The 12,513-nt window shown below is 64.5% G+C and carries 9 protein-coding genes; 5 read left to right on the top strand and 4 right to left on the bottom strand.

Annotated elements, in window-relative coordinates; all coding sequences use genetic code 11:
• Positions 1-659 precede the first annotated feature (659 nt).
• The 5 genes from rimP to truB all read left to right on the top strand — a co-directional run bounded on the left by rimP (position 660) and on the right by truB (position 7,255).
• On the top strand, positions 660-1,118 hold the full coding sequence (gene rimP, locus HV711_RS24760; RefSeq protein ID WP_006052964.1) for a ribosome maturation factor RimP: 459 nt from the start codon (positions 660-662) through the stop codon (positions 1,116-1,118).
• Complete coding sequence (gene nusA / locus HV711_RS24755) at positions 1,115-2,590, top strand: transcription termination factor NusA (protein ID WP_013588052.1); 1,476 nt, start codon at positions 1,115-1,117, stop codon at positions 2,588-2,590. The genes rimP and nusA overlap by 4 nt, the downstream gene beginning before the upstream one ends.
• A 94-nt stretch (positions 2,591-2,684) precedes the next feature.
• Positions 2,685-5,624, top strand: coding sequence for a translation initiation factor IF-2 (gene infB / locus HV711_RS24750; protein WP_035478569.1), 2,940 nt, complete (start codon positions 2,685-2,687; stop codon positions 5,622-5,624).
• 174 nt (positions 5,625-5,798) lie between these two features.
• Positions 5,799-6,164, top strand: a complete 366-nt coding sequence (rbfA, locus tag HV711_RS24745) for a 30S ribosome-binding factor RbfA (RefSeq protein WP_013339565.1) — start codon at positions 5,799-5,801, stop codon at positions 6,162-6,164.
• Positions 6,165-6,316: 152 nt separating this feature from the next.
• Complete coding sequence (gene truB / locus HV711_RS24740; protein ID WP_035478571.1) at positions 6,317-7,255, top strand: tRNA pseudouridine(55) synthase TruB; 939 nt, start codon at positions 6,317-6,319, stop codon at positions 7,253-7,255.
• Positions 7,256-7,449: 194 nt separating this feature from the next.
• Here truB and HV711_RS24735 read toward each other — a convergent pair whose 3' ends face one another.
• The 4 genes from HV711_RS24735 to HV711_RS24720 form a co-directional block, all read right to left on the bottom strand.
• The gene (locus HV711_RS24735; RefSeq protein ID WP_035478572.1) at positions 7,450-9,012 is read right to left on the bottom strand and encodes a DHA2 family efflux MFS transporter permease subunit; all 1,563 of its coding nucleotides are present in this window, start codon (positions 9,010-9,012) and stop codon (positions 7,450-7,452) included.
• 32 nt (positions 9,013-9,044) lie between these two features.
• Positions 9,045-10,301, bottom strand: coding sequence for an EmrA/EmrK family multidrug efflux transporter periplasmic adaptor subunit (locus HV711_RS24730; RefSeq protein ID WP_035478573.1), 1,257 nt, complete (start codon positions 10,299-10,301; stop codon positions 9,045-9,047).
• A gap of 88 nt (positions 10,302-10,389) precedes the next feature.
• Positions 10,390-11,913: an efflux transporter outer membrane subunit gene (locus tag HV711_RS24725; RefSeq protein WP_028361085.1), complete on the bottom strand. Its 1,524-nt coding sequence runs from the start codon at positions 11,911-11,913 to the stop codon at positions 10,390-10,392.
• Positions 11,914-11,962: 49 nt separating this feature from the next.
• Entirely contained in the window at positions 11,963-12,478 is a 516-nt protein-coding gene (locus tag HV711_RS24720; RefSeq protein WP_015002381.1) for a MarR family winged helix-turn-helix transcriptional regulator, read from the bottom strand.
• Positions 12,479-12,513 lie beyond the last annotated feature (35 nt).

Genomic DNA, 12,513 nt, shown 5'->3' with positions numbered 1-12,513 from the left:
GGCGGCAATCGTACGCCGGGCGGCAACCGCGGCAACGGCAACCGCGCAGGCGGCGGCAACGCCGGCGGCGGTGCAAACCGCGGCGGCGGCGCTCCGCGCGGCCGTTCGCGCGGGCGCTGATCGCGCGGGCGAAGAGTCTGCAAGCTCTGCTCGATCCGGCATCGAGCCGCTTGTGAGCCGCTCGTGAGCCGCTTGTGAGCCGCTCGTGAGCCGCTCGTGAGCCGAGCCGCAGCCATGCGCGGCGGTGAGCTGACCGAGGCTGCCGCGCCTGGCGGCGCCGTAAGTGAACCGAGTGGAGGCGATAGTCGGGACAGATTGCGCAGGCGTCGTCTTGCAAAGTCAGCAAACGCCGCCATATCGTCGAAAGATCGCCATGAAATCAAGCGGAAATGCGCTTGGCGCGGCGCTCTGCGGTTTGCGTTTGTCCTGAAAAATGGCTACAATCGCGGAGTCGCTGGGCGTGCGGCTTTTCATGTGCGGCTCAGGTGCGACCACCGGTAATAAGATGATGGGCGTTTAGCCCATTTTTTTTTGCCGCTCAGTTCATCGTGGTTCGGCATCTCGGGTAGCACGAACGTGCGCCGGCCAGGCGCGCGGCCCGCATTGGTTGTTTGCAGAACAAGCGGCAGGCTCGCTGCGCGAACATCTAAGAGGGCACTGTGCAACTGACGGAACTGATTGAAACCACGGTCGTGGGACTCGGCTACGAGCTCGTCGATCTCGAGCGCACCGGGCGCGGCATGCTGTGTATCTATATCGACCAGCCGGCCGGCATTGCGATCGAAGACTGCGAGAAAGTCACGCGTCAGCTCCAGCACGTACTGACGGTCGAAAATATCGATTATGAGCGGCTCGAAGTATCGTCGCCGGGCCTCGATCGTCCGCTGAAAAAACTGGCGGATTTTGAACGCTTCGCAGGCAGCGAGGCGGTAATCACATTAAAAAAGCCATTGGACGGACGGAAATCGTACCGGGGCATTTTGCATGCTCCGCAAGGCGAGACCATCGGTCTGGAATTTGAAGGGAAGGAAGGCGCCGCGATGCTCGATTTCACGCTCGCGGACATGGACAAAGCACGCCTCGTTCCGAAAGTTGACTTTAGGAGCCGCAAACAATGAGTCGCGAAGTGTTGATGCTGGTGGATGCGCTGGCACGCGAGAAGAATGTCGACAAAGACGTGGTATTTGCCGCGCTCGAAGCGGCTCTCGCTTCGGCCTCCAAGAAACTCTTCGAAGAAGATGCGGACATCCGCGTCCATATCGACCGTGAAAGCGGCGAGCACGAGACGTTTCGCCGCTGGAAAGTGGTGCCGGACGAAGCCGGTTTGCAGGAGCCGGATCAGGAAATCCTGCTGTTCGAAGCACGCGAGCAGAAGCCGGAAATCCAGATCGACGACTACATCGAAGAACCCGTGCCGTCCATCGAATTCGGCCGTATCGGCGCGCAGGCCGCCAAGCAGGTGATCCTGCAGAAGGTGCGCGACGCCGAGCGCGAGCAGATCCTGAACGACTTCCTCGAGCGCGGCGAGCACATCATGACCGGCTCGGTGAAGCGTCTCGACAAGGGCAACTTCATCGTCGAAACCGGCCGTGTCGAAGCGCTCCTGCGCCGCGATCAGCTGATTCCGAAGGAGAATCTGCGCGTGGGCGACCGCGTGCGCGCCTACATCGCAAAGGTCGATCGCACCGCGCGCGGTCCGCAAATCGAACTGTCGCGTACGGCGCCCGAATTCCTGATGAAGCTGTTCGAAATGGAAGTGCCGGAAATCGAACAGGGCCTGCTCGAAATCAAGGCGGCGGCGCGCGACCCCGGCGTGCGCGCCAAGATCGGCGTGGTCGCGTACGACAAGCGTATCGACCCGATCGGCACCTGCGTCGGCATTCGCGGTTCGCGTGTGCAGGCGGTGCGTAACGAGCTCGGTGGCGAAAACGTCGACATCGTGCTATGGTCGGAGGATCCCGCCCAGTTTGTGATCGGCGCGCTCGCGCCGGCAGCCGTCCAGTCCATCGTTGTCGACGAAGAAAAGCATTCGATGGACGTCGTCGTCGACGAAAACGAACTGGCGGTCGCGATCGGCCGCAGCGGCCAGAACGTGCGTCTTGCCAGTGAACTCACCGGCTGGCAGATCAACATCATGACGCCGGACGAATCTGCGCAAAAGCAGAATCAGGAACGCGGTGTTCTGCGCGACCTGTTCATGGCGCGTCTCGATGTCGACGAAGAAGTCGCCGACATCCTGATCGACGAAGGCTTCACGAGCCTCGAAGAGATCGCTTACGTGCCGCTGAACGAGATGCTCGAAATCGAGGCATTCGACGAAGACACCGTCCATGAACTGCGCAACCGCGCGCGCGACGCGTTGTTGACCATGGCGATCGCAAATGAAGAAAAGGTCGAAAATGTAGCGCTCGACCTGAAGAGCCTGGACGGCATGGACGCCGACCTGCTCGCAAAACTGGCCGAACATCAGATCCAGACGCGCGACGAACTCGCCGAGCTGGCCGTGGATGAGCTGGTCGAGATGACCGGAATGGAAGAGGATGCCGCTAAGGCGTTGATCATGAAAGCACGTGAACACTGGTTCCAGTGAGAAATGACCATGGCGCACTAAATTGAACGCGGCCGCGAGGCTGCATGACCCGATGCTAACCGCAAGGAATCGGTCCTTGCATTAAGAGGAATGAATGGCGAGTAACAACGTAGCCCAATTTGCCGCGGAACTGAAAATGCCTGCAGGCGTGCTGCTCGAGCAGCTGCAGGCGGCGGGCGTCACCAAAGCGAGCGAAGCCGACTCCTTGTCCGAAACGGACAAGGCGCGTCTGCTCGACCACTTGCGCAAGTCTCACGGCTCGACTGATGCGGACAAGCGCAAGATCACGCTGACGAAACGGCATACGTCGGAGATCAAGCAGTCCGATGCGACGGGCAAGGCTCGCACCATTCAGGTTGAGGTGCGCAAGAAGCGCACTTTCGTCCGCCGCGACGAAACCTCCGCTGAAGGCGGAGAAGCATCGAATCATGTGGCTGAAAGCACGGACGCCGAGGAACTCGAACTCCAGCGCCGCGAAGAAGAAGCGCGTCATGAAGCCGAACTGCTCGAGAAGCAGGCGCAGGAACTGAAGGCGCGTCAGGAACAGCTCGAACGCGAAGAGGCCGAGCGCCAGGCACGCGAGCAGGCGGCCGAAGCCGAGCGTCGCCGTGCGGAAGAAGAGGCGGCGAAGAAGCGCGCAGCGGCTGCGGCCGAGGCGGCGGCTCGCGAGAAGGCGGAGGCCGCGAAGGCCGAAGCGGCGCCTGCCAAGGCGGCCGAACCGGCCGTCGCGAAAGACACCGAGCAGGACGACGAGCGCGCCGCGGCTGAGCGCGCGGCCCAGCGCGAAGCGGCGAAGAAGGCGGAAGACGCGGCGCGTCAGGCTGCCGAAAAGGCGCGTGCCGAGCAGGAAGAAATCGCGAAGCGCCGCGCCGCGGCGGAAGCCGAAGCACGCGCGATCCGCGAAATGATGAACACGCCGCGCAAGGCGCAGGTGAAGGCGCCGGAACCGGCACCGAAGCCCGCCGAGCCGGCCAAGGCCGCGGAAGCCAAGGGCACGCTGCACAAGCCGGCACGTCCGGCTGGCGAAGCGGCGCGTCCGGCGCCGGGCGCCGCGCGCAAGCCGGCGGCAGCGGCTCCGGCCGCGACCACCACGCCGTCTGCCGGCGACAAGAAGAAGCCGGGTGGAAAGGGCGGCTGGCAGGACGACGCAGCCAAGCGCCGCGGCATCAAGACGCGCGGCGATACGAGCGGCGGCGTCGACCGCGGCTGGCGCGGCGGCCCGAAGGGTCGCGGCAAGCATCAGGACCAGGGCACCACGTTCCAGGCGCCGACCGAACCGATCGTGCGTGAAGTGCACGTGCCGGAAACCATCACGGTCGCCGACCTGGCGCACAAGATGGCGGTGAAGGCGTCCGAAGTCATCAAGTCGATGATGAAGCTCGGCCAGATGGTCACCATCAACCAGATGCTGGACCAGGAAACGGCGATGATCATCGTCGAGGAACTGGGCCATCACGCGGTCGCGGCCAAGCTGGACGATCCGGAAGCCCTGCTGGTGGAAGGCGAAGTGTCGGATGCGGAAGCATTGCCGCGTCCGCCGGTCGTCACCGTCATGGGTCACGTCGACCACGGCAAGACGTCGCTACTCGACTACATCCGCCGCGCGAAGGTTGCGGCGGGCGAAGCGGGCGGCATTACGCAGCACATCGGCGCTTACCACGTCGAAACGCCGCGTGGCGTGATCACGTTCCTCGACACGCCGGGTCACGAGGCCTTCACGGCCATGCGTGCCCGCGGTGCCAAGGCAACGGACATCGTGATTCTGGTGGTCGCAGCCGACGACGGCGTGATGCCGCAAACGAAGGAAGCGATCGCCCATGCGAAGGCCGGCGGCGTGCCGCTCGTCGTCGCGATCAACAAGATCGACAAGCCGGAAGCGAACCCGGAACGCGTCAAGCAGGAACTGGTTGCGGAAGGCGTCGTGCCGGAAGAGTACGGTGGCGATTCGCCGTTCGTGCCGGTGTCGGCAAAGACCGGCTCGGGTATCGACGACCTGCTCGAAAACGTGCTGCTGCAAGCCGAAGTGCTGGAACTGAAGGCACCGGTCGAAGCGCCGGCCAAGGGTCTCGTCATCGAAGCGAAGCTCGACAAGGGTAAGGGTCCGGTCGCCACGATTCTCGTGCAGTCCGGTACGCTGAACCGCGGCGACGTGGTGCTGGCAGGCAGCGCTTACGGTCGCGTGCGAGCCATGCTCGACGAAACGGGCAAGCCGACCAAGTCGGCGGGTCCGTCGATCCCGGTCGAAATCCAGGGTCTGTCGGAAGTGCCGCAAGCGGGCGAAGAAGTCATCGTCATGCCGGACGAGCGCAAGGCGCGTGAAGTCGCGCTGTTCCGTCAAGGCAAGTTCCGCGACGTCAAGCTGGCCAAGCAGCAGGCCGCGAAGCTCGAGAACATGCTGGAACAGATGGGCGAAGGCGAAGTGCAGTACATGCCGCTCATCGTCAAGGCCGACGTGCAAGGTTCGCAGGAAGCGCTCGTGCAGTCGCTGCTCAAGCTTTCGACCGACGAAGTGCGCGTCCAGATCGTGCACGGCGCCGTCGGCGGCATCAGCGAATCCGACGTCAACCTGGCAACGGCTTCGAAGGCGGTCATCATCGGCTTCAACACGCGGGCGGATGCACAGGCTCGCAAGCTGGCCGAGGCCAACGGCGTGGACATTCGCTACTACAACATCATCTACGACGCAGTGGATGAGGTGAAGGCCGCGATGTCGGGCATGCTGGCGCCGGAGAAGCGCGAAGTCGTGACGGGTACCGTCGAAGTGCGTCAGGTCTTCAAGGTGCCGAAGATCGGCGCAGTGGCAGGCTGTATGGTCACGGACGGCTTCGTCAAGCGCTCGTCGTCGGTGCGCGTGCTGCGCAACAACGTCGTCATCTTCACGGGCGAGCTGGATTCGCTCAAGCGCTTCAAGGACGACGTGAAGGAAGTCCGCCAGGGCTTCGAGTGCGGTATGTCGATCAAGAACTTCAACGACATCGTCGAAGGCGATCAGTTCGAAGTCTTCGAAGTCACCGAAGTCGCGCGTACGCTGTAAGTCACGCGGCAAGGGTTCCAGGGGCGGAGCGGGCATCAACGCCCACTCCGCCCGTTGTTTTTGGGCCTGCCGTTGCGCGCCGCCCAAGCGGTCGCGCTCCGCGAACGCCGCGCTCGTTGTTGCCGCGCGGCCGCGAACTTTTTTTGCATCCGTTACCACGGATCACACAACACCATGCCTAAGAAACGTTCTTCACCCAATCGCAACGTGCAGATCGCCGATCAGATCCAGCGCGATCTGTCCGAGCTGCTGCGCGAGGTCAAGGATCCGCGCATCGGCATCGTCACGATTCAGAGCGTCGAGCTGACGCCGGACTATGCGCACGCCAAGGTCTATTTCACGACCTTGACCGGCGATCCGCAGCAGACGCTGGCGGCGCTCACGCACGCGGCCGGCCATTTGCACAATCAGTTGTTCAAGCGCCTGCACATTCACACGGTGCCCACGCTGCATTTCCATTACGACAAGACGATCGAGCGTGCCGTCGAGATGTCGCGTCTCATCGACGAGGCGAACGCGAGCCGCGCGAAAGACGACTAACGCTTGCCGCGCACCGTGCACCGTGCGCCCCGGTGCGTCGCGCGTGGCTGCGGCAGGGCTCGGGCAGCACCCACGCCGCGCGCTTCACTGCCCGCGGCGCTGCGCCCAGCGCTCCACGCCGGTCCGCCTCATTACCCAACCTGTCTTCCGACATGACCGCAGCTCAACGCCCCCGCGTGCCGCGTCGCGCGCTCGACGGCGTGCTGTTGCTCGACAAGCCGCTCGGCCTGTCGAGCAACGACGCACTGATTCGCGCGAAGCGCCTCTACCTGGCGAAAAAAGCCGGCCACACCGGCACGCTCGACCCGCTCGCCACCGGGCTGTTGCCGCTCTGTTTCGGCGAAGCCACCAAGTTTTCACAAGATCTGCTCGAAGCGGACAAGACCTACGAGGCCACCATGCGCCTCGGCGTTCGCACGACCACCGGCGACGCCGAGGGCGAGCGCGTCGACATGCGCGCGGTGACCTGCGACGAAGCCGCGGTGCGGGCCGCGCTGCCGCAATTCCTTGGCGACATCGTTCAGGTTCCGCCGATGTATTCGGCGCTCAAGCGCGACGGCAAGCCGCTCTACGAATACGCGCGCGCGGGTCAGACCATCGAGCGGGCAGGGCGTGAGGTCACGATCCATGCGCTCGAACTGATCGCTTGCGCGCTGCCGGATGTGACGTTTCGCGTCACGTGCAGCAAGGGCACCTACGTGCGCACGCTCGCGGAGGATATCGGCGAGGCGTTGGGCTGTGGTGCGCATCTGGTGGCGTTGCGGCGCACCCGCGTCGGCGCGCTGACGCTCGAGCATTCAGTCACGCTCGACCAGCTGTCGGACGCGACGGAAAGCGAGCGCGAGGCGTGGTTGCAGCCGGTCGACGCGTTGCTGTCCACTTTTCCGTCCGTGCATCTCGACGAGGACGCGACGCGCCGCTTTCTGCATGGTCAGCGGCTGAAACTGTCGGAACTCGATCTGGGTGCCGACGCGAGGAGCGCGTCGCGTGTGAGAGTCTACTCGGCGGTGCAAGGCCGCCTGCTCGGTGTCGCGAAGTGCGGAGAAGGCGTGCTTGCCCCGGAACGGCTCGTGGTTACGGCGGCCAATTAGCGGCTTCTGGCGCGGCGCGGCGTGGCGTGGCCCGGCAGCAGCGGCGGCGGCAGAAGTCGCGAGTCGCGCGAGCGTTCGAAGACCGCGGCCGCGGGCCTGTTGCAGAAAAAAAAGCGGGACCGCCCAACAAGCGGTCCCGCTTTTCTTTTCATATCGGACTACACGAGACTACAAGCCGCGGCCAAAACCCAAACTCAATGCGCCGCGGCCGCCGCTGCACCGGCGTCGCCACCGGCTCTCTCCGGCTTCGTGATCCAGATCAGCGCAATTAGCGCGACGAAAATACCGGCAGAAACGAAGAACAGGTCGTTCACGCCCAGTTGCGCAGCCTGCTGCGTCACCATCGAATTGAAAAGTCCATACGCTTGCGGCTGAGTGAGACCCGCGGCGCCCATTTGATGGATCGATTGATCGAAGAGCGGGTTGTAGGCGTTCGCACGCTCGGTCAGTTGCGCATGATGCATGATCGAGCGATGGTCCCACGCCGTCTGGAAGATCGACGTGCCGATCCCGCCGCACATGATCCGCACGAAGTTCGACAGACCCGAGGCCGCTGGAATCCGCTGGCCCGGCAAGCCCGACAGCGTAATCGACACGAGCGGAATGAAGAACCCGGCCATGCCGATGCCCTGAATCAGCGTGGGCAGCAAAAGCGAGTAGGTATCCACGCCGGTCGTGTAGCGCGAGCGCATCCAGAAACACAGTGCGAACACGAGGAACGAGAGCGTCGCGATGTAGCGCGGATCGGTGCGCGGCAGGATCTTGCCCGTGATCGGCGAGAGCAGCACGGCGAAGAGACCGACGGGCGCCATCACGAGACCGGCTTCAGTGGCGGTGTAGCCGATATCGGTTTGCAGCCACAGCGGCAGCAGCACGAGGTTGCCGAAGTACAGACCGTAGCCGACCGACAGCGCGACCGTGCCGCCTGTGAAGTTGCGCTTGCTGAAAAGCGAGAGATCGACCACCGGATGCTCGGCCGTCAGTTCCCACACGATGAAAAACGCCAGCGCAATCACCGCCACGAGCGCCAGCACGACGATCGTGGTCGACGAAAACCAGTCGAGATCCTTGCCCTTGTCGAGCATGATCTGCAGCGCGCCCACCCAGACGATCAGCAGGCCGAGCCCCACGCCGTCGATCGGCGCCTTTCTGATGACGGAATCGCGGTTGCGAAAGATCATCCACGTGGCTGCGGCCGCAATGGCGCCGACGGGAATGTTGACGTAGAAGATCCACGGCCACGAGATGTTGTCCGAGATCCAGCCGCCGAGAATCGGGCCGGCAACTGGCGCGATCAACGTGGTCATCGCCCACATGGAGAGCGCCATGGGCGCCTTTGCACGCGGATAGCTCGCGAGCAGCAGCGTTTGCGAGAGCGGAATCATCGGCCCGGCCACCGCGCCTTGCAGCACGCGCGAGGCGAGCAGGAAGGGCAGCGTGGGCGCGAGGCCGCACATCCACGACGAGATCACGAACAGCACGATCGACGCCATGAAGAGGCGCACCTGGCCGATGCGCTCGGTGAGCCAGCCGGTCAGCGGCACCGAGATCGCGTTGGCGACCGCGAACGACGTGATCACCCACGTGCCCTGATCCGACGACACGCCGAGGTCGCCGGAAATGGACGGAATCGAGACGTTCGCAATCGACGTATCGAGCACGTTCATGAAAACGGCGAGCGACACCGCGATGGTGCCGATCACCAGTTGCGCGCCCTCGAGCGGCGGATGAGGGACTTGCGCCTGAGCCTGAGCCATTCAGTGAAACCTTGTATGAGTCGCCGCGCGGCTTACATCAGGTTGGAAGCCGCGGGGCGGGCGGTGCTGGACTGCACGGCCTTTTGCGTGCCGGCGTTCGGACCTGCGTTTTCCGCGATGATGCGGGCAATTTCCGCGTCGGCTTCGTCGCCGTACTTGGCGAACACGTTCGTCTGATAGACGGTGTTCTGCGCGTCGCCCAGCTGGCCGCCGTTTTCGTCCTTGATGCTGACGTCGGCCTGCATCGACAGACCGATACGCAGCGGGTGCTTTTCAAGCTCCTGCGGGTCGAGCGCGATACGCACCGGCAGGCGCTGCACCACCTTGATCCAGTTGCCGGTCGCGTTCTGCGCGGGCAACAGCGAGAACGCCGAACCCGTGCCCGCGGAGAAGCCGACCACCTTGCCGTGATAGACGACCGACGAACCGTACACGTCGGCCGTCAGCTCGACCGGCTGGCCGATGCGCATGTGCTTCAGCTGCACTTCCTTGAAGTTGGCGTCGACCCACACGCCGCCGAGCGGCACGATCGCCATCAGCGGAGTGCCGGGCGACACGCGCTGGCCGACCTGCACCGAGCGCTTCGCGACATAGCCGGTGACGGGTGCGGGCAGCGTGTTGCGCGCGTTGTTCAGGTAGGCGTCGCGGACCTTGGCGGCCGCGGCCTGCACGTTCGGGTGATTCGCGATGGTGGTGTTCGCCGTCAGTGCGCGGTTCGACGCGAGCTGTTGCTGCGCGGCGTCGACGGCGGCCTGGGCGCTCTTCACGGCGTCGCGCGCATGGGAAATTTCTTCCTGCGAGACGGCTCCGGTCTGCGCCACCGTCAGACGGCGCTTCAGGTCGTCCTGTGCGCGCGACAGGTCGGCCTGACGCTGCGCGACCTGCGCCTGGTACTGGTTGTCGTCGGCGAAGAGGCCGCGCACCTGGCGCACGGTCGGCGCGAGATTCGCTTCGGCCTGTTCGAGCGCGACGCGCGCGTCGGCGGGGTCCAGTACGACGAGCGGATCGCCGGCCTTGACGGTCTGCGTGTCGTCCGCGTTGACTGCGACGACCGTGCCGGTGACCTGCGGCGTGATCTGCACGACGTTGCCGTTCACGTAGGCGTCGTCGGTGTCTTCGTGAAAGCGCGCCACGAGGAAGTAGTAGAGGCCGTACGCGATGGCCGCGATCAGGATCACGATGACGAGCAGCGTCATCATGCGCTTGCGTTTGCCGTTGTTCGCCGGTTGTGCCGGCTTGTTCGGCTGGGCCGGTTGGTTCGTAGCCGCGGGCTGCTGGGGGGTGCTCATTGATGTGCTCCGGGTTCTCTCAAACGTCGTCGTTTATTCGGATGTTCGTGTGCTTCGTTGCAGTCGGTCCACGTGCGCTTCGCGCCGCCTATTTTGCCGCCGTGGTCGCGGCAGGCGCCGCTGCGGCCGGCGCGGGGCCGTGTTCGCCGGTCGGCACGACGAGGCCCGTCTGCGTTGCGTCAAAACCGCCGCCCAGCGCCTTGATGAGGCCGATCTGCAGATCGCGGCGGCGCATCTTCAGGGTCGTGACCGTCTGTTCGGCGGCGAGGCGGTTCTGGTCGGCGGTCAGCACCTGCAATTGCGGCGACAGACCCGCCTTGTAGCGGATCACCGCAAGCTGATAGGCCTTCGTGGAGGCGTCGAGCGCGCGCTGTGCGTCGCCCGATTGCTGGTCGATCGAGCGGATCGACGAGACTTGCGTCGCGACGTCCGACAATGCGTTGATCAGCGTCTGGTTGTAATTGGCGACGTCGAGATCGAAGTCGGCGTAACGGCCCTTCAACTGCGAGCGGAGCGCGCCCGCGTCGAAAATGGGCAGATGGATGGCCGGGCCGAACTGCATCTGGCGGCTGCCGGCCCGCAGAAAGCGGCCCCAGCCGAACGCGTCGAAGCCGAACCCCGCGGCGAGGTTCACGTCGGGGAAAAACTCGGCCTTGGCTTCCTTCACGTCGTGCATGGCCGCTTCGACCTGCCAGCGCGCGGCCACAATATCGGCGCGACGTGCGACGAGATCGGCAGGCAGGTTGTCGGGCAACGCGACCGTGCCGCCTACGCCGAGCGCCGGCTGCGCGATCTGCAGGCCGCGGTCCGGACCCTTGCCGAGCAGCGCGCCCAACTGATAGCGCACCACTGTGATCTGACCTTCGAGATCGGTCAGGTTGGACTGGCTCGTCGCGATATTGCCGTTCGCGGTCTGGCGTTCGACATTGGTGTCGAGACCGGCCGCGACGCGGCCGTTCGTGATGCGGCCGATCTCCTGACGGTTCTGGATCTCGCGCGCGGCGATGTCGCGCAGCGCGTACAGCTGCGCAAGCTGGTTGTAGGTGCTCGCCACCGACGCCGCGAGCGTCACGCGCGCCTGCTGCATGTCGGCCTCGGCCGCTTTTTCCTGCGATACGGCCTGGCCGAGCCGCTGACGGTTCTTGCCCCACAGGTCGAGGTCCCACGAGGCGCTTGCCAGCGCGTTGTTCTCGCTATACCAGGAGCCGCCGTACGGAGGCGGGTAGAGCGCGTTGCCCGAGAGCAGCTCGCGCGTCCACGAATAGCTGCCCGTGACTTTCGGGTACAGCGCCGAGCGCGAGCTTTCTATATAGGACGAGGCCTTCGCGAGGCGCGCCTGCGCCTGCGCGATCGACGGGTTCCCTTCCAGCGCTTCGGCAATCAGTTTCGGCAGTTGGGGATCGTCGAACTGGTTGGCCCAGTCAAGCGAGGGCCACTGGCCCGCCTGGCCCGCGAGGCTCTGCGTGGACTCGTACTGCGCCGGCGACGAAATCTGCTTGTCGCTCTTGACACCGAAGTAGTTCGCGCACCCTGTGAGGGCGAGCGCTGCCGCCGCGGCGGCGACAGCGGCCCGGCTCGAAAGCGCGGACGCGGACAGGGAAAGGGATTTCATCGCTCGACTCTTTGAGTGGAATGTAATGATGGACGCTGCAAGCAATTTTTTAGAACTTGCTCTCAGAATTACTTGCCGGATCACGGGTCAGCGCGGTGCATTCGCCGGAATTGATGAGTACGCGGCGCAGCATGCTCTTCAGAAAACCCACTTCCTCCGGCGTGAAGCCGGCGAGCAGGCTGTCCAGCACGCCGGTGAAAATTTTCGGCATTTTTGCCGCGATGGCGTGGCCTTCCGGCGTGAGCGCGAGGCGCACGGCGCGCCGGTCCTCATTGCTGCGCACCCGGGTGAGCAGCCCGCGCTTTTCCAGCCGGTCGATCAGGCGCGTGACGGCGCTCGCGTCGATCCCGTATTCGCGCGCCAGTTCGGCGGCCAGGAGGCACTTGCCGCTCGCCACCATGAACAGGATGCTGCCCTGCTGGCTGGTGATGCCGAGTTCCGCCATGCTGCGCTGGGTGACCAGGTTCGACATGGTCGACTTCACGCGCGAGAGCAGGTAGCCGACGCTTTCGCCAAGCTGGTACTCGCTGATCTCCGGCGCGGGTGTGGGGGACGGCTCCGTCATGATTCTCGTGCGAATGCAATGGTTGACTAGGCACG

The sequence above is a fragment of the Paraburkholderia phenoliruptrix genome (assembly GCF_902859825.1).
GTDB lineage: Bacteria > Pseudomonadota > Gammaproteobacteria > Burkholderiales > Burkholderiaceae > Paraburkholderia > Paraburkholderia phenoliruptrix.
This window is presented reverse-complemented; position numbering and strand designations above follow the sequence as displayed.

Coding starts and splice junctions, on each gene's coding strand:
- nusA (WP_013588052.1), top strand. CDS start 1,115: ATGAGTCGCGAAGTGTTGATGCTGGTGGATGCGCTGGCACGCGAGAAG.
- HV711_RS24730 (WP_035478573.1), bottom strand. CDS start 10,301: ATGAGCACCCCCCAGCAGCCCGCGGCTACGAACCAACCGGCCCAGCCG.
- truB (WP_035478571.1), top strand. CDS start 6,317: ATGACCGCAGCTCAACGCCCCCGCGTGCCGCGTCGCGCGCTCGACGGC.
- HV711_RS24735 (WP_035478572.1), bottom strand. CDS start 9,012: ATGGCTCAGGCTCAGGCGCAAGTCCCTCATCCGCCGCTCGAGGGCGCG.
- infB (WP_035478569.1), top strand. CDS start 2,685: ATGGCGAGTAACAACGTAGCCCAATTTGCCGCGGAACTGAAAATGCCT.
- rbfA (WP_013339565.1), top strand. CDS start 5,799: ATGCCTAAGAAACGTTCTTCACCCAATCGCAACGTGCAGATCGCCGAT.
- HV711_RS24725 (WP_028361085.1), bottom strand. CDS start 11,913: ATGAAATCCCTTTCCCTGTCCGCGTCCGCGCTTTCGAGCCGGGCCGCT.
- HV711_RS24720 (WP_015002381.1), bottom strand. CDS start 12,478: ATGACGGAGCCGTCCCCCACACCCGCGCCGGAGATCAGCGAGTACCAG.